The sequence below is a fragment of the Pseudomonas sp. 11/12A genome, assembly GCF_000800055.1.
Classification (GTDB): domain Bacteria; phylum Pseudomonadota; class Gammaproteobacteria; order Pseudomonadales; family Pseudomonadaceae; genus Aquipseudomonas; species Aquipseudomonas mohnii.
Genome location: NZ_JUGV01000001.1, coordinates 2,557,934 through 2,584,112 on the forward strand (window position 1 = coordinate 2,557,934; position 26,179 = coordinate 2,584,112).

A 26,179-nucleotide genomic window follows, 5' to 3' on the forward strand; every position below is an offset into this window, starting at 1 on the left:
GGTCATGCTAGGACGGAGGGATGTGACGGACTATCCGCGGGATGCAGACTTGTATCCGTTTTGTGCAAGGGGCTGGCGTTGTGTCATGCGCCATCGATGGTGAATGTACGGGCCTCTTCGCGGGCAAGCCCACTCCCGCAGGCTTAGTGGCTGAACACAAGTTTTGCGCCCAACCGAAATCACTGTGGGAGCGAGCTGGCTCGCGATGGGGCCAGACCAGACAACATCAAGCCTGAAGGTTTCAGTGGCGGCGCTTGAGGGTGTCGGAGGGTAGCTCGCCGAACTGCTTGCGGTAGCTGTCGGAGAATCGACCAAGGTGCAGGAAACCGTAATCCATCGCCACTTCAGTGACGTTGCGCACGTTGCAGGTCGGGTCACTCAGACAGGCATTGATGCGTTCCAGGCGTTTCTGGCGGATGTAGTTTTTCGGTGTGAGCCCGGCATTGCGTTCAAACAGGCCATACAACGAACGCAGGCTCATGCTGGCCTGCCGCGCCAGTTCTTCGCTGTCGATGTCTTGCTTGAGGTTGCGCGCAATGTAATCGGCGATCACGTCGAAGGTGGCCGTCGGCGAACCGAGGCACTCGCGACTGACATTGGTCTTCATCAAGCTGAGCATCTTGCTGACGATGATCTGTGCGTAATGCTCCTGCACCCTGGGAATCTGCTCGGTGGCCTCGGCCTCCTGGCAAATCATTGCCAGCAAGTTGACGAAACCTTCCAGCTCATTGAGCTGATAGCGGTTCTCCAGAAAGCGCACGCCCTGCCCCGGATAACGCCATCGCTGCTCTTCGCAGACCGACTCGAACAACCGGGTGGGGACTTTCAGAATGAATTTTTCGCAATCGGCCGAATACGTCAGATCGACCGGATCGTCGGGGTTGATCAGCAGCAATTCGCCAGGGGCGAAGTAATGTTCCTGGCCGTGCCCGCGCCACAGGCAGTTGCCGCGAAGCAACACTTGCAGGTGGTAGATATCCTCAAGCGCACCTGAGGTCACCCGCACACTGCCACCGTAGCTGATGCGACACAGATCGAGGCTGGCGAATTTGCGATGGTCGAGACTGGCCAGCGGGCGGCCTGCCCGGGGCATGAGAATACAATGGTTGCCGACATGCTGATTGACGTAGCCAGACACCGCATGAGGGTCGGCGTGGTCGAACACTCTGCTGCGCTGACTCAACAGTTGCGCTTGCATCATCGGGTCACTCTGATTGTTATTATGGGTTGCATCACTTCATTCTAGAACCGAAACACCTGTAGGAGCGAGCTATCTCGCGATGGACTCGAGAACACAGCGTTTAGCCAGTAAACACGCGTTATCGTTAACGACCATCGCGAGCAATCGAGCGTCGACCGGCTGCTCCTACAGGGTTTTGTGATCAGTCTTCCAGAGCGCGGACCCGCTCGTGGCGCTGCTGCTCTTCTGGCTGGGCCGACGATTGCAGCGTGAAGTCGAACTCGATTTCCGCAAATCGACCGCTGACACCGTGGGCCGCTGCACGTGCCTGATCATCACTGAAGGTGATTTTGGCGATCAACTCGTCACGGGTGGCGTAGGCGAAATCGTCATGCAGGTATTGATCGCCATCGAGGTTGATTTGGGTGGTCAGGTGACGATGGTCCGGCGCGGAAATGAAGAAGTGGATGTGCGCCGGGCGCTGACCGTGACGGCCCAGTTGATCGAGCAGTTGCTGGGTCGGACCGTCCGGTGGGCAGCCGTAACCCGACGGCACGATGCTGCGGAAACGGTAGCGGCCTTCGGCATCAGTGACGATACGGCGACGCAGGTTGAATTCCGATTGCGTGGTATCGAAGTACGAGTAGGTGCCGCCGGTGTTGGCGTGCCACACGTCCACCACGGCGCCGACCAGCGGTTCGCCAGCGGTGTTGAACACGCGACCTTGCATGAACAGTGTCACACCGGGATCGACGCCGTCATCGAGGCGCGCTTCGCCTTGCGACAGCGGTGCGCCAGCCACGTACAACGGGCCCTCGATGGTGCGCGGCGTGCCGCCGGATTTGCCGGCCTGTTCGTCTTCGGCATCCATCAGCAGGTCGAGGTAATGCTCCAGGCCAAGCCCGGCCACCACCAGCCCGGCCTCTTGGCGCGCGCCCAGTACGTTGAGGTAGTTAACGGCTTTCCAGAATTCCTCCGGGGTCACGGCCAGGTCTTCGATGATGTTCACCGAATCACGCAGGATGCGGTACATCAGGGCCTTGACGCGTGGGTTGCCAGCATCGTTGAACAGGCCGCTGGCCTCTTCGAGAAATTTCTGGACTTCGGCAGTATGGGAAATCTTGATGTTCATTTTGGTAGGTTCCTCATCTTGTAATTATTGGCGTTGCGAGCTGAACGGGCGGGGTTCAGCGGTCATCGTCACGGATGGAAGAAGGATGGCGGCACATCGCATCGATCTCGATGGCCATGTACGGGAACAACGGCAATTGCATGAGCAGGTCGTGCAGTTCCTGAACGCTGTCGACATCGAACACGCTGTAGTTCGCGTAGTGCCCGGCGATTCGCCACAGGTGACGCCACTTGCCTTGCTCTTGCAGGCGTTGGGCCAGGGCTTTCTCGTCAGCTTTCAGTCTGCTGGCTGCTTCCGGATTCATATCGACCGGCAGGTTCACGGTCATTTTTACGTGGAACAGCATAATGCTCTCCTCAGGCTTGATGGATGGCAGTGGATGTTTTGTCGCGACGGAAAAACGCCAGGCGTTCTTCATCCAGGCTCAGGCCCAGCCCCGGGGTTTTCGGTACATGCAACTCGAAATCGCGATAAACCAGCGGTTCGCTGAGGATGTCTTCGGTCAGCAGCAGCGGGCCGAACAGCTCGGTGTCCCACGCCAGTTTGTTCAAGGTAACAAAGGCATGGGCCGACGCCATCGTGCCGAGGCCACCTTCGAGCATCGTGCCGCCGTACAGGCCGATGCCCGCCGCTTCGGCGATGGAGGCGGTACGCAGCACCGCACGCGGGCCACCGTTCTTGGCGATCTTCAGGGCGAACACCGAAGCCGCGCCTTCACGGGCCAGGTTAAACGCGTCTTCCACACACTCGATGGATTCGTCCGCCATGATCGGCGCCGGGCTCATGGCATTGAGGCGCACCATGCCGGCGCGATTGTTGCGCGAAATCGGCTGCTCGATCAGGTCAATGCCATTGGTGCCGAGAATCCGGCAGGCACGCAGTGCCACCGCTTCGTCCCAGGCCTGGTTGACGTCGACCCGCACGCTGGCGCGGTCGCCCAAGGCTTTCTTGATGGCAATCACGTGCGCCAGGTCCCGGTTGACTTCACCGGCACCGATTTTCAGTTTGAAGATGCGGTGGCGGCGCAGGTCGAGCATCTTTTCCGCTTCGGCGATGTCTTTCCCGGTGTCGCCACTGGCCAGGGTCCAGGCCACCGGCAGGGCGTCACGCACGCGACCGCCGAGCAGTTCGCTGACCGGCAGGCCGAGGCGCTTGCCCTGGGCGTCGAGCAACGCGGTTTCGATCCCGGATTTGGCGAAGGTGTTGCCACGGATGCTGCGCTCCAGGCGCAACATCGCGGCATTGACGTTGCCGCTGTCCTGGCCGATCAACAGTGGCGCGAAATGCGTGTCGATGTTGGTCTTGATGCTGTCCGGGCTTTCGTTGCCATAGGCCAGGCCACCGATGGTGGTGGATTCGCCGATGCCTTCGATGCCATCGGCGCACCGTACCCGAATGATCACCAGCGTCTGGTTCTGCATCGTATGCATCGCCAGCTTGTGCGGGCGGATGGTCGGCAAATCGACGATGATCGTCTCGATCGACTCAATGGCTGTTGCAAGCATTTCGATACCCGTCAGGTTCTTGAAGTTCTGGGATCGATTCTCGTACGGCTTTTTTCGTGAAGCCAATATAGAATTGGTCTGATTTGATACCTTAAAGGTATACAACCGATCGGCGACTGGAGGCTCCATGGAACTGCGTCACCTGCGTTACTTTCAGGTCTTGGCCCAAACCCTCAACTTCACCCGCGCCGCCGAGTTGCTACACATCGCCCAACCGCCCCTGAGCCGGCAGATCCAGCAGCTGGAAGATGAACTCGGCGTGATGCTGCTGGAACGCGGGCGACCGCTGAAGCTGACCGATGCCGGGCGGTTTTTCCATGAACACTCCACCGCGCTGCTGGAACAACTGAACAAGGTCTGCGACAACACGCGGCGGATCGGCCTGGGGGAAAAGACCTGGCTGGGCATCGGTTTTGCGCCGTCGACGCTCTATGGCGTGTTGCCAGAACTGATTCGCCGCTTGCGCAGCGGTGAACCCCTTGAGCTGGAGCTCGGGCTGTCCGAGATGACCACCCTGCAACAGGTGCAGGCACTGAAGGCCGGGCGTATCGACATCGGCTTCGGTCGAATACGCATCGACGATCCGGCAATCATCCAGACCGTCCTCACCGAAGATCGCCTGGTCGCCGCCCTGCCCGCCGGCCACCCTTTGCTCGCCGGCCCCATCAGCCTGCGCGACCTGGCAAAAGAACCCTTCGTGCTGTACCCCGGCAATCCACGACCAAGCTACGCCGACCACGTGATTGCACTCTTCGAATCCTACGGCGTGAGGATCCATGTGGCGCAATGGACCAACGAACTGCAAACGGCGATCGGACTGGTGGGGGCCGGAATCGGCGTCACGCTGGTGCCCGCCTCGGTGCAACTGGTGCACCGCGACGACATCGGTTTCACCCCGTTACTGGAAGACAACGCGACCTCGCCGATCATTCTCAGCCGACGGGTAGGCGATGTGTCGCCGGGGTTGAACCACTGTCTGAGGATGATCGATGAGTTGTTGCCGCAAGGCTCATGAGGACCTGTGGCGAGGGAGCTCGCCACAGGTTCAGCGGTGGCCCGCGATCGACTTTAACCGGCAAACGCCCGGCGCCCAGCCTTCATCTCGGTGCGCAACTCGCCAATGAAATCGGAAATGGCACGCACGCTGGTCAGCTGTTTGGTCGAGACACCACTGATAAACAACTCCACTCGCCTGCTCGCGGGTTCGTAGATCTCGATTCGCAGAAGACCGCCGTGCTCCGTGCACTCGCAGGCCAACGGCACAAAACCGGACTCGACAATATTGCAAAGGACTGAAATGGAAACCATGGCCGCTGCCTCGTACGGCGATTGATCGGATTGGATCCCACTCAGGATAGATGCACTTTGCCAATCCTGCGCCAGAAAAAAATGTTAGCTACCTCTCAATTCCGAGCACTTCTTCAATGGGCGTTCGCGCCCCAGATCCAGTTCCAGAAACCGGGCAACTCAACCGGCTGCGAACTGTCGCGAACGGTACGCGCCATCGCCGCCCGCTGCAGTGCGGCGGTGTCGTCGTAGAACGGCTGTTCTGCAGTTCTCACCCCCGTTGCCTGGGCGCTGTCGAGCAGGATTTGCAGGTACTCGCGGGTGTGCCGCGCGGTGTAGCGATTGAGATCGTGAAACGTCACCACCACCGGAATCACCCCATCGACCACCGGCAGCTCTCCCAGGGCGATGCGCTCGCGCACTTCGGACATCGAGCGCAGGAAGTGAGCGCGCCGGCGCGGGCTGGCATTAAAACCCCAGATCTTGCCGTCATTGGCACTCAAGTCGGTCAGCAACACATGCATGCCATGCTGCTGATAAGCGGCAAAGGTGCGTTTGTCGTAGTTCCAGAAAGGCGGACGCACCAGCGTTGGGGAGGTGCCCGTGATCGCGGCGATGTCGGCGCTGCCATCGGTCAGTGCCTGTTCCAGCGCTTGCGGGTCGAGGGAACGATGGTTGGTGTGCGAAGGCGTAGCGGTATGAAAACCGAGAATGTGCCCGGCATCGCGCTCGTGGTGCATGACCGCGCGCCCTATGTCACTGCCGCCGGCCCGTGTAGCGCGGGTCTGCACGAAGAAAACGGCCTTGATGTCCGGTTGCAGCGGATTGCGCGCCAGGCTATCGAGCACGGTTTCACTCGGGTTCCAGAAACTCGACGCGCTGGGACCGTCGTCGAAAGTCAGCAGAAAACGGACGGGAGCTTGAGTGCGTAGCCGCTGTTCAGTCTGTGGCGTCATTTCAATAGGGGCGGCGATGCAACCCAGCAGACTGGCTGCCATGGCGATCGCCGAGAAAAACTTGACCAACTGTTTCATGTTTTGCCTTGGGCCAGACCGTTTCGGTCACCACTTGATAGGGCAAAAATACTTCACCCGTTCATCCTTCGCCGGCCCGCAGGTCGCTGCGGGCCGAGGTTGGATCAGGGTACACAGCGTTTGGTTCCGCCGCTGCCGGAAACAGGGGTTAGTGGTTAAAAGACTGCTGGAACGAGTCGTCGATGATCGGTGCGGTGGCCAATTCGTTCGGCAGCGCCTTGACCTTGAACAGGAAGTCCGCGGTGCTCTGCAAATCCTTGGCAGCCTGGGCATCCACCGGGCCGACGGACATGTGCGCCTGGCGCAACCAATGCCGGGAAACGTCCTGATCGAGGTTAGCCTTCTTCGCCCAGAGGTCAGCGTATTCGTCGGTGTGGTTGTCGACCCAGGCTCGGGCCTTTTTCAGGCGCCCCAGAAAGTCAGCGATGGCTTCCCGCTTGCTGTCGATCGAAGGCGTCGACGCGGCGATGGCGCTCAGACCCGGCATCAGGTTCTTGGCCGTGAGGATCGGCCGGGCGCCGGAAAACAGGATTTGCTGGGAAATGTAGGGTTCCCAGACCGGGAAGGCATCGATGCTGCCCTGGGGCAATGCGGCTGGTCAACAGACCGCGCACGAATCGGGAGAGGTTCATCGGGGGCTCCTTGAAAGTGATTGCGCTAGACCATAACGCTCTTACAAGAAGCGTTTAAATTCTATTTATGCATAAGCTAATGACCCGCATTGCGTGGTGTTGGCTCAGCAACAGCAACTCAACAGAGTGTTTTCTGCCGTACATCCCGACTCCCCCACCTCAATGGCAAAGCCCTGATAAAGCGCGACTTCGAAAACATGGCACAGAGCCTGCAATATTCCTTTTATGCAGGATGCACTCGAATAAATTATTTTTTTGGATATAAGAATCTCGCCAGGAGCCGCTACATGAAATCGATCGCCCGTTTTCCCGCCATCCGGTCTCTGCTGAGCGCCTGCGCCCTGGCCCTGAGCCTGCAACCCACGGCCCAGGCAGCTGAAGCACCGCCAGCCGAAGTGCACCTGGACTACGCCTATTACTCACCCGTCAGCCTGGTGCTCAAGCATTTCGGTTTTCTGGAGAAAGCCCTGCCGCAGACCAAGGTCAGCTGGGTGCTGAGCCAGGGCAGTAACCGCTCACTGGAATACCTCAACAGCGGCGGCGTCGACTTCGCCTCCTCTGCCAGCCTCGCCGCCGTGCTCAGTCGCGCCAATGGCAGTCCGATCAAATCGGTTTACGTCTATAGCCGCGCCGAGTGGACTGCGCTGGTGGTGCGCAAGGATTCACCGTACACAACCGTGGCCGACCTCAAAGGCAAGAAAATCGCCGCCACCAAAGGCACCGACCCTTACCTGTTCACCCTGCGCAGCCTGCAACAAGCCGGCCTGAACAAAGACGATGTGGAACTGGTGCACTTGCAGCACCCGGACGGTCGCGCCGCACTGGAAAAAGGTGATGTCGACGCCTGGGCCGGGCTCGATCCGCACATGGCCGCCAGCCAGGTCCAGGCCGGCTCGCGCCTGCTGTACCGCAACACTGACTTCAACAGCTATGGCGTGGTCAGCGTCACTGACCGTTATGCCAACGAGCATCCACACACCATCGACACCGTGCTCAAGGCGTACGAACAGGCTCGGGAATGGGCGGTAAAAAATCCTGAAGAGCTGGCGAAACTGCTCGCCACCGAATCCGGGCTGCCGCTGGAAGTGGCCAGGCTGCAACTGTCGCGCACCGACCTGAGCAACCCGCAACTGACCGCCAAGGACGTGCTCGCCTCCAAGGCCGCCGCGCCGATTCTGGTCTCCGAAGAACTTGTGCGGCGCGGGGTGAATGTCGATCAAGTCATCGACCAACTGATCGACACCGGCTTCAAAGAAACCGTCGCTCGCCAGTAAATACCTGCCAACGGTCAAGACTGAATCCGCGCCCGCCGCGGATTCGTCATCACCGGAGAATCCCATGTCCAGCAAAACCAAAAACCTGCCAGCCCACTTGGCATTGCCTGCTCCGCGTCGGCTGAACAATGCCTGGCGCCTGCGCCTCAAGGCGCTGGCGCTGCCGGCGCTGATCATCCTCGTGCTGGAAATCGTCGTACGTGTCGGTTGGCTGCCGTCCTACCAGATGCCGGCGCCGAGCGACATTGCCCTGACCTTGAGGGATCTGGCCGAGGGTGCCTTGTGGAAGCACATCAGCGCCAGCCTGTTGCGCGTCTTGCTCGGTTTCGCCATCGGCGCCAGCCTGGCCCTGGTATTCGCTGCCTGGGTCGGGCTGAGCCGGGAAGCCGAAGCCTGGCTGGAACCGACATTCGCCGGCCTGCGTTCGATTCCCAGCCTGGCCTGGGTACCGTTGTTGTTGCTGTGGCTGGGGATCGACGAGACTTCGAAAATTGTCCTGATTGCCATCGGCGCGTTCTTTCCGGTGTACCTCAATGGCGTCGCGGCGATCCGCAATATCGACCGCAAACTGGTGGAGGTCGGGCAGATGTACGGTTTCAGCCACCGCCGACTGGTGCAGCGGATTCTGCTGCCCGCCGCCCTGCCCGGCCTGTTCACCGGGCTGCGCAGCGGCATGAGTCTGGCGTGGATGTTTCTGGTGGCCGCCGAGTTGATCGCGGCAACCAAAGGCCTGGGTTATTTGCTCAGTGACGGCCGCGAGACTTCCCGCCCGGACATCGTTCTGGCGGCAATCATTGTACTGGCGCTGCTGGGCAAGCTCAGCGACGGCCTGCTGGCCAGCCTGGAGAAACGTTTCCTGGCCTGGCGCGACACTTTCAACGGCCACAGCGCAGAGGATTGAGCCATGACCGAACACTTGCTGGATATTCGCGTCGAGCGCAAAACCTTCGCCGCCACCACCGTGCTCAACAACATCCACTTGCAGTTGCTGCCTCGGGAAACCGTCAGCCTGCTCGGTCCCAGCGGTTGCGGCAAAAGCACCTTGTTGCGGATCGTCGCCGGACTGGAGAAAGACTTCCAAGGCGAACTGCGCAGCCGCGCCGGTGAGGTCGCGTTCGTGTTCCAGGAACCACGGCTGATGCCCTGGCTGACGGTTGAACAGAACATCGGTTTCAGCGCCGACAACCATTACGACAAGGCCTGGGTCGCGCAGTTGATCGAGGAAGTCGGCCTCGGTGGCTTTGCCCAGACCCTGCCCAAGGCCCTTTCCGGCGGCATGGCGCAACGGGTGGCCATCGCCCGAGGCCTCTATTCGCGACCGCAAGTGTTGCTGCTCGACGAACCTTTCAGCGCGGTAGACGCCTTTACCCGCATGAAACTGCAGGACTTGCTGCTACAACTGGCCGAGCGCCACGCCATCGCCTTGCTGTTGGTGACCCATGATGTCGATGAAGCGCTGTACCTCAGTGATCGCGTGTTGGTCATGGACAATCGCCCCAGCAGCATTCGCCAGGAGCTGGCGGTAGAACTGGCGCATCCCCGTGACCGCCGGGACCCGCTGCTGGCGCAGCTCAAAGCGTTGTCGTTGACCGAGTTGCAGCGGGCGCATGTGATCTGAACCTGCATGCCAAATCCTGAAGGCGCCTGGCGCCTGCAGGAAGCAACTATGCTGAACACTCCAATCCGGAGGGTTCGGTCGATGTGCGGAAGGCTGTCGCAGTATCGAGGCATCCACGATTTCGTCGCAGCGCTGAGCATTCCCGACGCGATGATCAATCACGTTGGCGATGAGCCCTTGGCGCGCTACAACGCTGCGCCCACCACGCAACTTGCATTGCTGCATCTGGAGAACGACGGCTTGCATGCTGACTCACAGCGCTGGGGCTGGCGCCCGCACTGGGCGAAGGATCGCGCGCCACCGATCAATGCGCGGGTCGAGAAAGTCGCCCATGGCCCGTTTTTTCGGGCGATCTGGCCGCACCGGGCAATCTGCCCGATAGACAACTGGTTCGAATGGGTGGACGCCGGCAACGGCACCCGGCAACCCTGGCTGATCCGACGGCGCGACCGGGGACCGATCTACTGCGCGGCAATCGGACAGTTCCCCGTTGGCGGCGCCGCGCCTCGGGACGATGACGGCTTTGTCATTATCACCGCCGACAGCGCCGGCGGCTTGCTGGACATTCACGACCGCCGCCCCGTCGTGCTGTCGGCCGAACTGGCGCGGGAATGGCTGGACCCGGCCACCCCAAAAGAGCGCGCCGAGCAGCTGGTACTTTTGCAGGGTGAAGGCAGCGATGCATTTCAATGGCACAGGGTGAGCAAAGCGGTTGGCAACGTCAGAAACCAGGCAGCCACCTTGATTGATGAAGTCACTTGAACCTGTCATTCCTCATGTCTGTCCGATGGGGATGCAGATCTCTCTGAATCCTCTTCTCGACTATCGCGTCCAGGCCACCATTGGCTTCGGAGGACCCCATGAGCGAGCTCGTCCCTTATGCCGTGCATTACCTGCTCGACGGTGTGCGACAGCACTTCTTCAAGATGGCGGTAAAATTTTCGGAGGTCGACGCCATTCATTCGGCCTCCGCCCATGCATTTCCCCAGCACGACTTGCAGATGGCCACCTATTCATCCCTGGAAGCGGCGCGTATCAAGGCAAGGCAGTTGGGGATCACCCAGATTCGCTGGAATGAAGCGGTCTGACAGAATTGAAAAGCCCCGTTCGACGACGGGGCTTATTTGTACGCGGCCCGGTCAGGGCTTCAATGGCCTCTCCATATCGCGCTCCGACAGCTCCCGGCTGTCGTCATGTTTCCATGTCTGCTGCGAGTGCTTCTGCTGTTCCAGCTCTTCTTCCGTTGGTTCATCCGTGTCGTCGTCAAGGTCCGGACGCTTTGGGTCAGTGGTCATGTTCACCTCTCTTCCTGAAGGGATCGGTCATCAATCTTAAGCGTAGAACAATTTCCCGTGCCCGGCTCACAGCCACCCTCGCAGCAAAAAGAAGAAGCCCATGCTCAATAGCATGCTGAGCAAGGTGTTGCGGGTGTACAGCACCAGGCCGATGGCCACCAGCGAGCTGATCAGGTAAGGGTTGTCCCAATGCAGATTCAGCTGCTTTTCAGGCATGAACACAATCGGCCCGCAGATCGCGGTCAACATGCCCGGCACGGCAAAGCCCAGGAACTGTCGGGCATTGCTGCTCAAGCGCACCGGCAGGCGCGGTTCCAGAAACACATAGCGGTTGAGGAACACCAACATCCCCATTCCAATAATCACTGCCCAGACCATCATGTGCGTCCACCGTAGAATTTATTGCAGATAAAACCGGCGGTCATGCCCGCCAACCCCGACAACACCAGCGCCGAGCCCCATTGCCAGTAGCTGAACAGCACCGAACAGAACAGCGACACCGCGACGCACACCACCGTCGGCACATTGCGCACCACCGGGGTGATCAGGGCGATGAAGGTGGCGGCGATGGAGAAGTCCAGCCCCAGGTGCTCAAGGCCCGGAATGCTGCTGCCGAGCACGATGCCGGCCAGGGTAAAGAGGTTCCAGGCGACGTAGAACGTCAAGCCGACCCCGAGGGCGTACCAGCGGTTGAACTGTTGCTTGTCATGCTGACTGGTCAGGGCGAACAACTCATCGGTGAGCAGAAAGCCCAATCCTGCCCGCCAGCGACCCGGCAGCGGCGAAATCACCGAACGCAGGCTCATTCCATAAAGCAGGTGTTGGGAGGTCAGCAAGAGCGTGGTCAGCAGGATCGAAAAAATCCCGGCGCCGCCCTTGAGCATGCCGATGGCCACCAATTGCGCGGCGCCGGCAAACACGATGCTCGACAAGCCCTGGCCTTGCAGGGGGGTGAGGTTGGCTTCGATGGCCATGGAGCCGGCCAGCAACCCCCAGGGTGCGGTGGCCAGGGACAGCGGCATGATCGCCGCGGCGCCGCGAAGGAACGCACTGCGCGGCATGAGTGAATTGGACATAACGCTCTACAACCAGTGAAGGACGGCAAACTGTGCCAGTACTGGCCGACGTTGGCTTGAACTATCTTGCGCATATTGCCATTCATCGGCTGCCTGCTTGCGTCGGCTCAATAGTAGCAACATGATGGCGCTGCATTTTTCCCCTCGAGGTGCGGCCGTTCATGTATTCAGTCGAAACCGACAGCGACGTTTACAAAACCCTGCTTGAGTCGACCAAGGCAATCCCCTGGCGAATCGACTGGAAGACCATGACCTTCAGCTACATCGGGCCGCAGATCGAAAGCCTGCTGGGCTGGAAGCAGGACAGCTGGGTCGGCGTCAATGACTGGGTCGAACGCATGCACCCGGACGATCGCGCCTATGTGGTGGAGTTCTGCGTCTCGCAATCCCGTGCCGGCGTCGATCATGAAGCGGATTACCGGGCACTGACCCGCAACGGTGAATACGTGTGGATTCGCGATGTGGTGCACGTGGTGCGCAAGGACGGCGAGGTCGAGGCGCTGGTCGGGTTCATGTTCGACATCAGTGAACGCAAGAAAACCGAAGAGCACCTGCTACGCCTGCAAAAACAGCTCGAAGAGTATTCCTTCCAGGATGGCCTGACGGGCATTGCCAACCGGCGCATGTTCGACACCGTGCTGGAACGGGAATGGAGCAGTGCCCAGCGAAGCGGCGCGCCGCTGTCGGTGATCGTGCTGGATATCGATTATTTCAAGCAGTACAACGACCATTACGGCCACATCAAGGGTGACGAATGCCTGCGCCGCGTGGCGCGCACGCTGTCGCTGGCGGCGAATCGACCACGGGATTTCATCGCCCGGATCGGCGGTGAAGAGTTCGTCTGGCTGCTGCCGGAAACCGATGCCGAATCCGCCCGATTGGTGGCCAACAAGTGCCTGCACCTGATTCGCCAGCAGCAGATTCCCCACGAATTTTCCCCGGTATCGCCGCAGCTCAGCCTGAGCCTGGGGGTCGGTACCACCCACGCAACGCAGCACACCACGGCACTGGTGTTCGTCGAGCAGGTCGACAAATTGCTCTATCAGGCCAAGCGCAACGGACGCATGCGCGCAGCGTTCGCAGATTTTCGTGATTGACAAACCCGGCGCCGCCTTTTAAAACTGAGCGCCTCAATCAGGGTGTAAGCAAACATGTCCGCAACCTTCAACCTCAACATTGACGTCATTGGCTTGAATGCCAAGGCGCAAGGTTGCGTTGCGCACGCCCTCAAATCGAAGAAACAGTCGCTCATGTGACCGGGGCGCGCTGTCCCGTCAGATGAGCTGACAGGACATTGAGCGCGACGGACCACCCTCCCCTTGCTTGCTTCCTACTACGCTTCTGACGGTGACGAAATCGGTCTAACCTTCAGGAGTCATCGCATGTCATCGTTTCAAGGTATCTGGGTTCCACTCGTCACGCCGTTCCAAAACGGTGCCATCGATTTCGTCGCTTTGCGCCGACTGGTCGGCCACCTGCTGGAAAAAGGCGTCGATGGCCTGATTGTCTGTGGCACCACCGGCGAACCGGCGGCCATGAGCAAACAGGAGCAACTGGCGGTGCTCGATGCCGTGCTCGAGCAAGTACCGGCCCATCGCGTGGTCATGGGCCTGGCCGGCAACAACCTGAGCGAGTTGCTGCAGTTGCAGCGTGAGATCCTGAAGCGTCCGGTGGCCGGTTTGCTGGTGCCGCCGCCGTACTACATCCGCCCGTCCCAGGCGGGGCTCGAAGTGTTTTTCCAGACCGTCGCCGACGCTTCCAGCGTGCCGCTGATTCTCTACGACATCCCTTACCGCACCGGCGTGACGTTCGAACAGGCGACCCTGCTCAACATCGTCGCCCACGAGCGCATCGTCGCGATCAAGGACTGCGGCGGCAACCTGACCCATACCCTCGCGCTGCTGTCCAGTGGTCTGGTTGATGTGCTGTGCGGCGAAGACAACCAGATTTTCAGCGCCCTGTGCCTGGGTGCCAAAGGGGCCATCGCGGCGTCGGCGCACGTTCATCCGGAACTGTTCGTCCAGCTGTATCAACAGATACGCGACAACCAATTGGCCGCCGGGCGTGTGACCTTCTTCCAGTTGCTGCCACTGATCCAGAGCCTGTTCCTCGAGCCCAATCCCGCCCCGGTGAAAACCGCCCTGGCCCTTGAAGGCTTGATCGAGGATGAACTGCGCGCGCCGATGCAACGCAGCAGCGAGGCCATGGTGACGCGATTGAAGGAGGTGCTCGACGCGCTGGCGCACGACAATCGATAGAGCACCCGCCACCCGCCCGAGTACCATGGAACGATTCGCCTGATGCGTCCGGGAGTCGACATGCTCTACCGAATCGCCGCCGACGGGCTGGTACTGTTTCATCTGTCGTTCATTCTGTTCGTCGTGTTCGGCGGGCTACTGGTGCTCAAATGGCGCTGCCTGGTCTGGTGGCACCTGCCCGCCGCGCTATGGGGTATGGCGGTGGAGTTCTTCCACCTGCCCTGCCCGCTCACCGACTGGGAAAACCGGCTGCGCCATGCCGCCGGGCAAAGCGGCTATGGCGCTGGTTTCATCGAACATTACGTCTGGCCGGTCATTTATCCGGCCGGTCTGACACCGGGCATACAACTGGGTTTGGGCAGCGTAGTGCTGCTGATCAACGGGCTGGTCTATCTTCGATTGTTCCGCCAGTGGCAATTACGCCGCACGCCCTGAGTCACCGGGTGTGGACGGCCGAGGGAGGCGATCTTGCGGACGCCGTTACTGGCAAGCCTGGCTCCTCCAATAGTGGCGTGCTCGATTGAGGATTGAAAATACATGCTGTCGATTGAAGACCTGGCCTTGCTGGAGGCCATCCGCGAAACCGGCAGCCTGTCACGGGCCGCCGCCCACCTCGGCAAAGCGCCGTCCACGGTGTCCTATGCCGCCCGGCAACTGGAAGAGCGTTTCGATGCGCTGCTCTTCGACCGCCGTCGCTATCGCCTGCAACTCACCCCCGCCGGCGAGTTACTGGTGAACGAAGCGGCGCGGCTGATGCAGGATGTCTCGCGCCTGACGCAACGGGTTCAGCAAGTGGCCAACGGCTGGGAGCGTCGATTGTGGATCGTCACTGACGAACTGCTGGAATTCGAGACATTGATGCCGGTGATTCATGAGTTCGACGCGCTGGGTTCCGGTGTCCCGCTGCGCATCACCCAGGAAGTACTGCGAGGGGTCTGGGAAGCCCTGCGTGAAGGGCGCGCGGACCTGATCATCGGCGCCACCAACGAACCACCGGCGATCCCGTCCTTGCGCTGGATGCAGTTGGGCGAAATGGAGTGGGTGTTCGCGGTGTCGCCAAAGCATCCGCTGGCCAAGGCCAGGGACCCGGTTTCTCGCGCCGAGGTGGCCCGACACCGGGCGATTGTCGTGGCCGATTCATCCAGGTCTAGCGAGGGCAGTACCTACGGCGTGTCCGGCGGGCAACCCATGCTGGCGGTGCCGACCATGCGCGCGAAAATCCTCGCGCAGTGCGACGGATTGGGTGTGGGTTGGCTGCCGAGGCACCGGGTCGGCTCGCTGCTCAAGAGCGGTGCGCTGATTGAAAAGCAGATGGCCGACCCTCGTGAGCCCAACGTGCTGTACGCCGGTTGGCGCGGCGATCATGACGGTCGCGCCCTGGACTGGTGGCTGGAAAAGCTCAAGCAATCGTACCTGGCCACCAAACTGGTTCAGGGCAGTGATCGCTTTGTCTGAGTGTCAGTTGGCAATCACACTCATATTGCGCCCGCTGGTCTTGGCCACGTAGAGCGCCTTGTCGGCGGCACCGATCAAGTCCTCGGTCTGCGCTTGCAAGGCCGGATTGTAGCCACACACTCCGACGCTTACGGTCACCCTGCCTTCGGGGCTTTCACTGTGCTCGAGGTCGGCCGCCTCCACTGCGCGACGGATATTTTCCGCCACCAGAAACGCCCCCACGTAATCGGTGCCAGGCAGCACCACGGCAAACTCCTCGCCACCGAACCGGGCCGCCAGGTCACCCGGGCGCTTGATATTGTCGATGATGATTGCACTGATACTGCGCAAGCACTCATCACCGGCCAGATGGCCATACTGATCGTTGAATGCCTTGAAATGATCGACATCGATCATCAGCAGCGCCAGGCCCGTCTCGTTGCGCCGCGCGCGCCCCATTTCCGAGTGGATGAACAAATCGAACTGGCGACGGTTGGCCAGCCCCGTCAATGCGTCCTCCAGCGCCAGCAACTCAAGGTTGCGGTTGAGTTCAAGGAGCTTGTCCTGGGTGCCGAGCAGCTCGATCCGGGCAAGATCCTGCTGTTTCATCAACTTGATCAGGCGATAACCGAGTACGCCGGAAAACCCCAGCAACAGCAAGACGACCCCCGCGCTGAGCAAGGACTGCCTGCGCCAGCCCGCCAGAACTTCTGCTTTGTCCAGCGCGGCGAAAACGATCAAGGGATAACCCTCGACCCGCCGATACCCGATGACTCGCTCGACATCGTCAATGATGGAACTGGTCGAAGCCGTCCCTGATCCGGCGATGGGCAACAACCGGGTGAACAGTGCGCTTTTGGCCAGGCTGGTGCCGATATCCGCTTCATTGAAGGGACGCCGCACGATAATGCTGGCATCGTCCGCGATCAGGTTGATGACACCGTTATCGCCCATGTCGATGCTGTCGTAAAGCTGCAGGAAGTGGTTGAGATAGATCGTCGCCAGCGCCACGCCAGCAAAACGGCCATCAGGATGATTGATCCGGCGCGAGACCGTCATGATCCATTCGCCGCTGGAACGGCTCTTTATCGACGGTCCAATGTGCGGCCCAAGGTCGGGATGGTCACGGTGGTAAATGAAATATTCACGGTCCGAGTTGTTGGCGCCCCCCACTTCGGCGCCGTTCGAATTGACGATCCAGCGCCCATTTTCGTCATAAACGAACAGGCCGTGGATCTGACTCAGTTCATCGCGCTGGGCGCTGAGCAAGCGTTGCAGGCGATTCAGCTGCCCCGGCCCGACGCCCTCGTTTTCCAGGCGATCAACCAACCCGAACAGCAGCGTATCAGCCTGTTTGATTGACGACTGCGCTTGCGAGGCCAGGGTCTGCGCAAGGTTGGACATGGCCACTTCCTTGTCATGCAGATGGTACTGACGCGAACTCCAGGCTTCCCAAATCACGATCACCGTCATCGACAGGCACACGGCAACCATCAACGTTACGGCCGAGCGAATCTTGCGCCTCGCGACGCCGGAGCGGTTTTTTTCAATGTGCTCGAAAATGGAGGGATGCCCCATGCCTCGCTCCTTTAATGCGTGTGAAGACGCCGGCGTCTAACGCGAAGCCTGCTTCACGGTCTCTATCCAGGCCGGATCCAGCCGCGTCTGTTCGGTATCGATTCCCAACGCGTCCATCCGCGCCTTGTGCTGCTCCATTTCCCGGTTCAATTGCCCATGATCGCTGGAGTTGCCGTCCAGTTGATGCATCTGGCTCAACCCCAGATGATAGAAGCGCAGCAGCTTCATCGCTGTCGGATCGCCCGCCTCCACCGCCGTCGTGACATGGTGCATGACATTGGTGATGCTCATCAGGCTGCGCTTGAGTTGCCAACTGTAGACCGCTGGCGCCATCCATCGCCGGGTCCAGAACACCTGGCGCATCAGCGCCACCATCACCAGCACTGCGGCGAACACGCCGCCAATGTTGAATCGAAGATTGTCCCCGCCAGGCTCACCAAACACCGCCACCGCCAACGTCGACAGCGCCATGGCCAGCGCCAGGAAAATCAAGGCAATCATCACCGTACTGCGCCGCGTTTGTTGCCGATAGGCTTCGGCGTTCATCGGCTGGATTTCGAACATTGCGTCGGGTTTCCTTCAGTCGCGGGGAAAAAGATAGTGGGCATTATCGCCTCTGCGCGGGATTTAGCTATGCTGGGGCTCCTTTTCATCTTTTTATCGTCAAATGGGGACGTGGCGAGACCGTGCAATCAGTGCCATCTTCTTTCTTGGATACACACTATTCGGATGTCATTCGTTGTTTCTGTGGGAATGACATCGTTTTAAGGATCATTGAATGTCCCAACGACAAGTAATCAACGCCTCGGTCAGCCCTAAAGGCAGCCTGGAAACCCTCTCCCAACGGGAAGTCCAACAACTGAGCGAAGCCGGATCCGGCAGCACCTACGACATCTTCCGCCAATGCGCCCTGGCCATCCTCAACACCGGCGCCCACGTCGATAACGCCAAGACCATTCTCGAAGCCTACAAAGACTTCGAAATCCGCATCCACCAACAGGACCGCGGCGTACGCCTGGAATTGCTGAACGCCCCGGCCGACGCCTTCGTCGATGGCGAAATGATCGCCAGCACCCGGGAAATGCTGTTCAGCGCCCTGCGCGACATCGTCTACACCGAAAACGAACTCGACAGCCAACGCATCGACCTGAGCACCTCCCAGGGCATCAGCGACTACGTCTTCCACCTGCTGCGTAATGCCCGCACCCTGCGCCCCGGCGTCGAGCCGAAGATCGTGGTGTGCTGGGGCGGCCACTCGATCAACACCGAAGAATACAAATACACCAAGAAAGTCGGTCACGAACTGGGCCTGCGCAGCCTCGACATCTGTACCGGTTGCGGCCCCGGCGTGATGAAGGGACCAATGAAAGGCGCCACCATCGCCCACGCCAAGCAACGCATCCATGGCGGTCGTTACCTGGGCTTGACCGAGCCGGGCATCATTGCCGCCGAGGCGCCGAACCCGATCGTCAACGAACTGGTGATCCTGCCGGACATCGAAAAGCGCCTGGAAGCCTTCGTCCGCGTCGGCCACGGCATCATCATCTTCCCGGGCGGCGCCGGCACCGCCGAAGAGTTCCTGTACCTGCTCGGCATCCTGATGCACCCGGACAACAAGGGCCTGCCCTTCCCGGTCATCCTCACCGGCCCGAAACACGCCGCGCCGTACCTGGAGCAACTGGATGCCTTCGTCGGCGCCACCCTGGGCGAGACGGCCAAACAACACTACGAAATCATCATCGACGACCCTGCCGAAGTCGCGCGACAGATGACCCAGGGCCTCAAAGCGGTCAAGCAGTTCCGCCGCGAGCGCAATGACGCGTTCCACTTCAACTGGCTGCTGAAAATCGACGAAGGCTTCCAGCGCCCGTTCGACCCGACCCACGAAAACATGGCCAACCTGAAACTGAGCCGCGACCTGCCGCCACACGAACTCGCCGCCAACCTGCGCCGCGCGTTCTCCGGCATCGTTGCCGGCAACGTCAAGGACAAGGGCATCCGCCTGATCGAAGAAAACGGGCCTTACCAGATCCGGGGCGATGCGGCGGTGATGCAGCCATTGGATCTGTTGCTCAAGGCCTTCGTTGCCCAGCACCGGATGAAACTGCCCGGCGGCGCGGCGTATGTACCGTGTTATCAAGTGGTTGCATAAGCCAGCTAATACAGACTGTTGGATCGCGAGCCGAAGCCATTGCTTCGGCTCGTTGCTTCCAGGCACAGATGAATCAGGCGCCACCGGATAACGCGGAGAGATCGAGACAACTCGCGATCGCGGCTTGACGGAGGCTTTGGATTGAATAGAAGGAATCGGCAAAGAACGGCCAAAAGCGGTCATTTGCAAACGCAACCAAATCGCCTGCAGCTCATCCCCACTTGGAACATCAAATTTACCCAAACCCAATAAGTTTGAGTACGTGAAATATTAGCATTTACAACTTTATACTCCACGACCCAGTCTTATTTCCTGCACGTCGCTTGATTAATACTCCGTATGTTCTTGCGCCAAGATTCTTACAAGCATTATGCTTTTGGGCTATTCAAATAGCGCTATCACCGCGCCCCTGCTGCTCGTGTAATACAACGAGTATCAATCTCAACTAAAGGCATAAGTAATGATTCACGAAGAGTTCTCCAACGAGTCTGAGGACGAGGGTTACAGTCAACTCGCACGTGCAGCGGCAGCCTCCCGATGCACATGGGTAAGTGTCATCGTTAATATTGTACTTTCGCTTACCCAGATTGCCGTTGGATTGCTATCTAAGTCCCAGGGACTTGTCGCGGATGGTATTCATTCCTTATCCGACCTGATCGCTGACTTTGTCGTGTTGTTCGCCAGCCATAAAAGCAAGCAGGATGCCGACGAAGGTCATCCCTATGGGCATCTGCGTTTTGAGACCGCTGCGTCTATGGTATTGGGACTGCTGCTGTTGATCGTGGGTGTCGGCATGATTGGCTCTGCGGTGTTAAAGCTTGAAACCCCCGAATCCATTCCGACGGTGCATGCGACTGCGTTGTGGGTTGCCCTGGCAGCGTTGGTGGCCAAGGAGTTGTTGTTTCGCTTTATGCTGAGGGTCGCCAAAAAAGTTAAATCCAGCTTGTTGGTTGCCAATGCCTGGCACGCGCGCTCCGACGCCGCTTCCTCCTTGGTGGTTGGGATAGGCATTGCCGGAAACCTGGCGGGCTATCCGATTCTTGACCCCATTGCTGCGCTGGTCGTCGGTGGCATGATTGCCAAAATGGGCTGGACCTTCACCTGGGACTCATTGCACGACCTGATGGACCGTGCTGCGGATGAGCAAGAGATCGCAGCTATCCGCGATACGCTCCAACAAACATCAGGTATTAAAGGGGTACATGATCTACGTACTCGAAAAATGGGCGACATGATCATTGTGGACGCTCACATAGAAGTAGATGCCTCGATTACCGTTGAGCACGGTCATGCCATCGCCGTTGCAGCCCGGGAGAACGTCATGCGAAGGCACCGCGTTTTGAACCTGATGACGCACGTTGATCCCTGGCAGCGCCCGGACCTCGATCATTGATCACTGACAGCGCATCTTTGGACAGTGACGGCCTGGCGAGCACTCAAGTGTTTGTATTAAAGCCGTTACAACAAATCCCCCATTATTCACAGAGGCATCACATTTTTTTCACACCTTACAACTTTCTAAAATACACAGGCCAACTAATGACTGGGAACCGATCTCACTTAATTTAATTGAGTGGATCTCGTGCCAAATACCCTGAATATTTAAAATAAGATGCCGATAGTACCCACTCAAACTACTGCTCCTTAAGGGGATTAACATGACATCGGCAATAAGTTCTTCAACCCATATCACCGCGCCACAAACCCCAGCCATCAAACACCAAAAGCCCCCGACGGTACAAATAGATAGCGACGGCGATCATGACGGGAGCAAACCGGGCGAAGTCGAGCAGACCAAAGCGACCTCAGGTTCGATCGGCACACGTATAAATACCACGGCGTAACAAGCCGCAGGCGCAGGCCCCAAGGGATGGGGCCTGCGTCGCTTTTTACCGCCCTCAATGCTGGCAGGCCTACGCCTCTTCCAGACCAGACCTCGCTTCGTGGCCCTGCGCTCCGCCTTCCCCTCTTGACTCGCCGTACCCCACGCCCCTCCAATTCATCCCGCTTAGCCCATTTCCGGAACAACGTTTCCCTGACCGCTTGTTTTATCCCGCGTCAAAAGCCGACATGGCGGGGTTTCTTCGTTTAGGGTGTAGCCAGTCGTGTGGCCAGGGCTTTGGCCTGGCTGGCGACGTCCGTCACGGCGGTGCTTTCCCACCACATCCCGCGCAATGGTGGGCCCATGGCGAACAGACGGCTGGCAGGCAGGCCGTCGGCATCCAGCACCGCACCATCGGCCTGCGCGGCGATACCCAGCGCCAGAGGCCCCGGCCGGATCAATCCCCGTGCCAGCAATTGCTGCGGCAACGGCCGAGCCACCCGTCGCCAGTCATATTCGATGCCGCTGGAGTTGATCAGCGCGGCGCCGCTGACGACAGTCGTGTCAGCCTCGCCCCGGCGGCGAATGTGGATGCCCACCTCACCGCCCCGGGAAGGCGCAAGCCCTTTGAACGACGCCGCCTGGATGCGCAACCGCCCTTCCCTGTGCAAGCGTTCCACCAGTTCAGCACTCAAGGGTGGCGAGCGGTGGTGATGGCTTTCCCACCAGGGGCGCACGTGCCGCACGAATTGCCGGCGCTGTACATCGGTGGCCTGACTCCACAAGCGGCCGATATGCGCTCGCACCGTGTCCAGTGGCGCTTGCCAATCGATGCCCTGGGCGATCGCATCGCGGCAATGCCGACGCAGTTCGCGGACCAACTGTCGCGGTGTACGAATGCTGTGATCCTCGGCCAGAAAATCGACCCAGGCCGGTGGCTGTCGCCGCACATGGGGCAACAAACCGTGCCGGGAAAACACCTCGATCGGCCCGCGATGCCCCGCCTGTTCCAACGACACCACGGCATCGACCATGGTCAGGCCCGAGCCAATGATCAGCACAGTCGAATACGGATCGAGCTGCCCCATGGCCACCACATCCCAAGGATCGAGCGCCGCCGCATTCAAGCCGCTGGATTCGGTCTGCGGCGTGCGCGCAGCAGGGAACATCCCGGTGGCCAGCACCGCGAAAGCGCCCTGCAAGCGCTGGCCATCGCTCAAGGTCAACCGCACCGAATCCGCATCGGTCTGCAGATCCACCACCTCGGCCCGCACATGCTCCACCGTTGAACCGTTCAACGCGCCCACCGCCTGCGCCTCGGCCAGACGTTGTTGCACGTACAGACCGAACAGGCCCCGAGGCGGGAACAGTTCGCTGATCGGCACGTGTTGCTCGTCCGATTCCGGCCAGCCACCGCCAGCGATGTGGGTGGTCAGCCATTGAGTCAGGTCGTCGGCATTGTCCGGGTCGACACTCATACGTGCCGCATTGCCATTGAGGGTATGGCCCAGCTCCACGGCGCTGTAGGCCTCGCCGCGGCCGAGTTCGGCACGGGGCTCGATCACCAGCACCCGGCGCTTGCCCGGCAGCCGCAACAGTTGCGCCGCCAGCATCGTGCCGCTCAGGCCGCCGCCGATGATCAGAATGTCTGCGTGGCGGATGGCGTCGGTCGCCTGTCCGCTTGGGGTTTCACTCATGCCGTTCTCGCTGATCAATGTTTGCCTAGATAGAAGTCGTGCAGATCGTCCCGCGTGCGCAGGCTTTCGGCGCTGCCGGACAACACCACCCGGCCAGTGTCGAGAACACAGGCCTGTGAGGCGTACTTGAGCGCGACATTAATATTTTGCTCGGCAATCAGGAAGCTCACCTGCGCCTCGCGATTGAGCTGGGCGACGATCTCGAAAATCTCCTGGACGATAATAGGCGCCAAACCCATGGACGGTTCATCGAGCAGTACCAAAGTAGGACGCGTCATCAAGGCCCGGCCGATGGCGACCATCTGCTGCTCGCCGCCGGACGTCAGCCCGGCCTGGGTCTTGCGCTTGGTTTTCAGGCGGGGAAACCAGGTGTAGATGCGCTCCAGATCCCGAGCCATGTCCTGGCGGCCGAGACCACGGACAAAGCCGCCGCTGCGCAGATTGTCCTCGACCGTCAACTGCGCGAACACATGGCGCCCCTCCAGCACATGCACCATGCCTTGGCGCACCCGCAGGCTCGGGTCGACGCCTGCGGTATCTCGGCCCAGAAACTCGATGCTGCCGCGGCTGACTTGCGCCCGCTCCGCGCGCACCAACCCGGAAATCGCCTTGAGCGTGGTGCTTTTGCCCGCGCCGTTGGCCCCGAGCAAGGCGACGATGCCGCCCTTGGGCACGGTCAGCGACACCCCGGCCACGGCCAGGATAGCGCCGTCGTAGATCACTTCGATGTCGTTGACCCGTAACAGGTCAGGGGCGGCAATGTCGCTGGTGGCCTGGTTCATGGCTTATTCATCTCCGGTGCAGGTGCGTGGCGTCAGGCCTTTTTCCTTGGCGAACGCGGCGGATTTTTCGTCGATCAACGGCCGCAGCAGCGCGCGGTCGGCGGCGATCCAGTCGCTGATAAGCGTCCAGTTGGCGCCGTCCCACTGCTGAACCCGCGCCGAACCACCGCCCTCGTGATCCTTGCAGGACAGCTTGAGGTTCTGCATCAGGCCGAAGTAGCCCATGTCCTTGAGCCGCGCATCGTCGATGTTCAAGTGTTCCAGGCCCCAGCGCCCTTCTTCGCCGTTGAGCGGGCGCTTGCCGAATTTGGCCTGGGCGGTACGAATCGCTTCCACCGCCACCGCCGCGTTCACCAGCCCGGAGTTGTAGTAGACGCTGCCGAAATTCTTCAGATCCTTGAGGTCGCTCTTGCCCTTGTCGAGGATGTATTGCTTGAGACGTTTATGAATCTCGAAATCCGTGCCGGCCGGGTATGGCGTCAGCGCCAGATACCCCTTGGCGGCAGCGCCGGCGGGCAGCACGTCTTCGCTGGAACTGGCCCAGATGTCGCCGACGATGTGGTCCACCGGGAAGCCGAAACGCGCGGCGGTCTTGACCGCGACGGGCGTCGACACACCCCAGGTGCGCAGGAACACCCAGTCCGGGTTGAGTTGACGGATCTGCCGCCATTGCGCCGATTGCTCGTTGCCCGGATCGGCCACCGGAATCTGGATGTTTTCGAAGCCGTACTTCTCGGCCAGCAACTTCAACGGGCCAAGGGTTTCGCGACCGTAGGCCGAGTCGTGGTAGACCGTGGCGATCTTCTTGCCCTTGAGCTTGTCGAACCCGCCTTCGCGCTGGGCGATGTAATTGATCAGGCTCGACGCCTCGCTGTAGAAGGTCAGCATCACCGGGAAGTTATAGGGAAACACCGTGCCGTCGGTGGCTTCGGTGCGGCCGTAGCCCAAGGTGATCAACGGGATCTTGTCGACTTCCGCACGCTCGCTCAGGGCGTAGGCCGCCGGGGCGCCGTTTGGCTGATAGACCGCCACGGGCGCGCCATCCAGGCCTTTCTTGAAGCGCTCGTAGCACTCGATGCCCTTCTCTGCCGTCCACTCGGTTTCGCATTCCTGCCAGACCAGTTTCACCCCGTTGATGCCGCCTTCCACCTCGTTGATGTAGTTCAGGTAATCAATCATCCCGGCCCACACCTGCACGCCGCTGGAGGCGTAGGCGCCGACCCGGTAAGTGGCCAGCGGGAAGAACTGCTGGTCTGGCGAGGCCATGGCCGGCGGTACAGCACTGCCGAAAATCGCCAGCGTCAGCGCGGCGCCGATCAGGGAACGTTTCAAGGATGCACGCATGTTGTCTCTCTAATTAAGGGGTGGATTCAGAAGCGCAGCGGCCAATGGCTCAGCCGTTCACGAAGGTTGCTTAGCAGGCGGATCAGGCCTTCCGGTTCCTTGATCAGAAACAGGATGATCAGCACGCCGAAGATGATTTTTTGCAGGTTCTGCAACTGCCCGGCATCCACCGCGCCCCCGAGCAAGGCTTGCCCGGCGTGGCTGAGCAGGATCGGCAACAGGCTGATGAACGCCGCGCCGACGAAGTTGCCGGCAATGCTGCCCATGCCGCCGATAATGATGATGAACAGGATCTGGAACGACCGATTGATATCGAAGCTGCTGGCACTGGCCGTGCCCAGGTAGGCGAAGGCCCACAACGCGCCGGCAATGCCGAGGTAGAACGAGCTGACGGCGAACGCCAGGTGTTTGTAGCGCGCCACGGGAATGCCGATCACGGCAGCGGCGGTGTCCATGTCGCGGATGGCCATCCAGTTGCGGCCGATCTGGCTTTTCACCAGGTTCAGCGCAACCCAGGTCAACAGCAGCACCGTGCTCAGGGTCAGCAGGTAGCGCCCCAGCGGTGTGTTCAGGTCATGGCCGAACAACGCCAGTCTCGGCGCGGTGATCGTTCCCGAGGAGCCGTAGTTGTAGAACCAGGGGAATTTGACGAACAGCCACTCCAGGAAAAACTGCGCTGCCAGCGTGCTGACCATCAGGTAGAAACCCTTGATTCGCGAACTCGGCAGGCCAAAGACGAAGCCCACCAAGGCACTGATCAAGCCGCCACCGAGCAAGGCCACTGGCAGCCCGACCTCAGGCAAACGCAGGAGAAACCCGTAAGTGGCAAAGGCACCGACCGCCATGAACCCGGCGGCGCCCACCGAAGTCTGCCCGGTGTAGCCGGTGAGCAGGTTCAAGCCGAGCCCGGCCAGGGACAACACCAGAAACGGAATCAAAATGGCGTTCAGCCAATAATCGTTGCCGGTCAGCGGCACGACGACAAACGCGATCAACAGCAGGCCCATCAGTGCGAACGGCAGGCGCCGCTGGACCAGTACCGCCGGTGCGGTTTCGCGGGTAAGGGAAATCGACATGGG

The 26,179-nt window shown here is 60.2% G+C and carries 27 protein-coding genes and 1 pseudogene; 12 read left to right on the forward strand and 16 right to left on the reverse strand.

The features are described 5' to 3' along the window. Positions 1-241 precede the first annotated feature (241 nt). The 4 genes from GQ39_RS11700 to GQ39_RS11715 form a co-directional block, all read right to left on the reverse strand. Positions 242-1,201: an AraC family transcriptional regulator gene (locus tag GQ39_RS11700; RefSeq protein WP_047529944.1), complete on the reverse strand. Its 960-nt coding sequence runs from the start codon at positions 1,199-1,201 to the stop codon at positions 242-244. A 181-nt stretch (positions 1,202-1,382) separates the two neighbouring features. Beyond that, positions 1,383-2,312 carry a catechol 1,2-dioxygenase gene (catA, locus tag GQ39_RS11705; protein WP_047529947.1) on the reverse strand — a complete coding sequence of 310 codons (930 nt, stop codon included), beginning with the start codon at positions 2,310-2,312 and terminating at the stop codon, positions 1,383-1,385. Between the two features lie 55 nt (positions 2,313-2,367). Then, positions 2,368-2,658, reverse strand: a complete 291-nt coding sequence (catC, locus tag GQ39_RS11710) for a muconolactone Delta-isomerase (RefSeq protein WP_047529949.1) — start codon at positions 2,656-2,658, stop codon at positions 2,368-2,370. 10 nt (positions 2,659-2,668) lie between these two features. Continuing rightward, positions 2,669-3,817 carry a muconate cycloisomerase family protein gene (locus GQ39_RS11715; RefSeq protein WP_161793932.1) on the reverse strand — a complete coding sequence of 383 codons (1,149 nt, stop codon included), beginning with the start codon at positions 3,815-3,817 and terminating at the stop codon, positions 2,669-2,671. Between the two features lie 127 nt (positions 3,818-3,944). Here GQ39_RS11715 and GQ39_RS11720 point away from each other — a divergent pair, with 127 nt between their 5' ends. Further along, the gene (locus GQ39_RS11720; protein WP_047529951.1) at positions 3,945-4,832 is read left to right on the forward strand and encodes a LysR family transcriptional regulator; all 888 of its coding nucleotides are present in this window, start codon (positions 3,945-3,947) and stop codon (positions 4,830-4,832) included. 53 nt (positions 4,833-4,885) lie between these two features. Here the strand turns inward: GQ39_RS11720 and GQ39_RS11725 are convergent, their stop codons facing one another. The 3 genes and pseudogenes from GQ39_RS11725 to GQ39_RS11735 form a co-directional block, all read right to left on the reverse strand. Next, on the reverse strand, positions 4,886-5,125 hold the full coding sequence (locus GQ39_RS11725) for a DUF1652 domain-containing protein (protein WP_047529953.1): 240 nt from the start codon (positions 5,123-5,125) through the stop codon (positions 4,886-4,888). 113 nt (positions 5,126-5,238) lie between these two features. Continuing rightward, positions 5,239-6,138 (reverse strand): polysaccharide deacetylase family protein, encoded by a 900-nt coding sequence (locus GQ39_RS11730; RefSeq protein WP_047529954.1) that lies wholly within the window; start codon positions 6,136-6,138, stop codon positions 5,239-5,241. Between the two features lie 148 nt (positions 6,139-6,286). After that, positions 6,287-6,733 (reverse strand): annotated as a pseudogene (locus GQ39_RS11735) (ABC transporter substrate-binding protein); the annotation flags it as partial. A 324-nt stretch (positions 6,734-7,057) separates the two neighbouring features. On the opposite strand from GQ39_RS11735, the gene GQ39_RS11740 reads away from it, so the two are divergent. The 5 genes from GQ39_RS11740 (at position 7,058) to GQ39_RS11760 (ending at position 10,750) form a co-directional block, all read left to right on the forward strand. Beyond that, positions 7,058-8,044: an aliphatic sulfonate ABC transporter substrate-binding protein gene (locus tag GQ39_RS11740; protein ID WP_047529956.1), complete on the forward strand. Its 987-nt coding sequence runs from the start codon at positions 7,058-7,060 to the stop codon at positions 8,042-8,044. Between the two features lie 64 nt (positions 8,045-8,108). Beyond that, positions 8,109-8,945, forward strand: coding sequence for an ABC transporter permease (locus GQ39_RS11745; protein WP_047529958.1), 837 nt, complete (start codon positions 8,109-8,111; stop codon positions 8,943-8,945). A gap of 3 nt (positions 8,946-8,948) precedes the next feature. Beyond that, positions 8,949-9,662, forward strand: a complete 714-nt coding sequence (locus GQ39_RS11750; protein ID WP_047529960.1) for an ABC transporter ATP-binding protein — start codon at positions 8,949-8,951, stop codon at positions 9,660-9,662. Between the two features lie 81 nt (positions 9,663-9,743). Continuing rightward, on the forward strand, positions 9,744-10,424 hold the full coding sequence (locus GQ39_RS11755; protein WP_047529962.1) for an SOS response-associated peptidase family protein: 681 nt from the start codon (positions 9,744-9,746) through the stop codon (positions 10,422-10,424). A gap of 98 nt (positions 10,425-10,522) precedes the next feature. Further along, positions 10,523-10,750, forward strand: a complete 228-nt coding sequence (locus GQ39_RS11760) for a DUF6555 family protein (RefSeq protein WP_047529964.1) — start codon at positions 10,523-10,525, stop codon at positions 10,748-10,750. 51 nt (positions 10,751-10,801) lie between these two features. Here GQ39_RS11760 and GQ39_RS33015 read toward each other — a convergent pair whose 3' ends face one another. The 3 genes from GQ39_RS33015 to GQ39_RS11770 form a co-directional block, all read right to left on the reverse strand. Beyond that, a complete protein-coding gene (locus tag GQ39_RS33015) occupies positions 10,802-10,957 on the reverse strand; it encodes a hypothetical protein (protein WP_177329325.1) in 156 nt (51 codons plus the stop codon). A gap of 66 nt (positions 10,958-11,023) precedes the next feature. Next, positions 11,024-11,335 (reverse strand): AzlD domain-containing protein, encoded by a 312-nt coding sequence (locus GQ39_RS11765; RefSeq protein ID WP_167361827.1) that lies wholly within the window; start codon positions 11,333-11,335, stop codon positions 11,024-11,026. Then, a complete protein-coding gene (locus GQ39_RS11770) occupies positions 11,335-12,033 on the reverse strand; it encodes an AzlC family ABC transporter permease (protein WP_047529967.1) in 699 nt (232 codons plus the stop codon). The genes GQ39_RS11765 and GQ39_RS11770 overlap by 1 nt, the downstream gene beginning before the upstream one ends. 161 nt (positions 12,034-12,194) lie before the next feature. Here GQ39_RS11770 and GQ39_RS11775 point away from each other — a divergent pair, with 161 nt between their 5' ends. From GQ39_RS11775 to GQ39_RS11790, 4 genes are all read left to right on the forward strand, one after another. Further along, entirely contained in the window at positions 12,195-13,130 is a 936-nt protein-coding gene (locus GQ39_RS11775; RefSeq protein WP_047529969.1) for a sensor domain-containing diguanylate cyclase, read from the forward strand. 285 nt (positions 13,131-13,415) lie between these two features. Then, positions 13,416-14,291 (forward strand): 4-hydroxy-tetrahydrodipicolinate synthase, encoded by an 876-nt coding sequence (gene dapA / locus GQ39_RS11780; protein WP_047529971.1) that lies wholly within the window; start codon positions 13,416-13,418, stop codon positions 14,289-14,291. 60 nt (positions 14,292-14,351) lie between these two features. Beyond that, positions 14,352-14,726, forward strand: a complete 375-nt coding sequence (locus GQ39_RS11785) for a DUF2784 domain-containing protein (protein ID WP_047538783.1) — start codon at positions 14,352-14,354, stop codon at positions 14,724-14,726. Positions 14,727-14,828: 102 nt separating this feature from the next. Next, positions 14,829-15,746 (forward strand): LysR family transcriptional regulator, encoded by a 918-nt coding sequence (locus GQ39_RS11790; protein WP_047529974.1) that lies wholly within the window; start codon positions 14,829-14,831, stop codon positions 15,744-15,746. 3 nt (positions 15,747-15,749) lie between these two features. On the opposite strand, the gene GQ39_RS11795 is transcribed toward GQ39_RS11790, so the two are convergent. Together GQ39_RS11795 and GQ39_RS11800 are read right to left on the reverse strand one after the other, a co-directional pair. Further along, positions 15,750-17,303: a sensor domain-containing diguanylate cyclase gene (locus GQ39_RS11795; protein ID WP_047529976.1), complete on the reverse strand. Its 1,554-nt coding sequence runs from the start codon at positions 17,301-17,303 to the stop codon at positions 15,750-15,752. A 36-nt stretch (positions 17,304-17,339) separates the two neighbouring features. Continuing rightward, positions 17,340-17,867 (reverse strand): DUF3087 domain-containing protein, encoded by a 528-nt coding sequence (locus GQ39_RS11800; RefSeq protein WP_047529978.1) that lies wholly within the window; start codon positions 17,865-17,867, stop codon positions 17,340-17,342. Positions 17,868-18,081: 214 nt separating this feature from the next. Between GQ39_RS11800 and ppnN the strand changes: the two genes are divergently transcribed. Continuing rightward, entirely contained in the window at positions 18,082-19,455 is a 1,374-nt protein-coding gene (gene ppnN / locus GQ39_RS11805) for a nucleotide 5'-monophosphate nucleosidase PpnN (RefSeq protein ID WP_047529980.1), read from the forward strand. A gap of 460 nt (positions 19,456-19,915) precedes the next feature. Continuing rightward, entirely contained in the window at positions 19,916-20,848 is a 933-nt protein-coding gene (locus GQ39_RS11810) for a cation diffusion facilitator family transporter (RefSeq protein ID WP_047529982.1), read from the forward strand. A gap of 695 nt (positions 20,849-21,543) precedes the next feature. Here GQ39_RS11810 and GQ39_RS11815 read toward each other — a convergent pair. The 4 genes from GQ39_RS11815 to GQ39_RS11830 are packed head-to-tail and all read right to left on the reverse strand — an operon-like array spanning position 21,544 to position 26,176. Then, the gene (locus GQ39_RS11815; protein ID WP_047538786.1) at positions 21,544-22,974 is read right to left on the reverse strand and encodes an FAD/NAD(P)-binding protein; all 1,431 of its coding nucleotides are present in this window, start codon (positions 22,972-22,974) and stop codon (positions 21,544-21,546) included. A gap of 14 nt (positions 22,975-22,988) precedes the next feature. Then, positions 22,989-23,756, reverse strand: a complete 768-nt coding sequence (locus GQ39_RS11820; RefSeq protein ID WP_047529984.1) for an ABC transporter ATP-binding protein — start codon at positions 23,754-23,756, stop codon at positions 22,989-22,991. A 3-nt stretch (positions 23,757-23,759) separates the two neighbouring features. Further along, positions 23,760-25,100, reverse strand: a complete 1,341-nt coding sequence (locus GQ39_RS11825) for an ABC transporter substrate-binding protein (RefSeq protein ID WP_047529986.1) — start codon at positions 25,098-25,100, stop codon at positions 23,760-23,762. Between the two features lie 26 nt (positions 25,101-25,126). Continuing rightward, positions 25,127-26,176: a branched-chain amino acid ABC transporter permease gene (locus GQ39_RS11830; protein ID WP_047529988.1), complete on the reverse strand. Its 1,050-nt coding sequence runs from the start codon at positions 26,174-26,176 to the stop codon at positions 25,127-25,129. Positions 26,177-26,179: the final 3 nt, after the last annotated feature.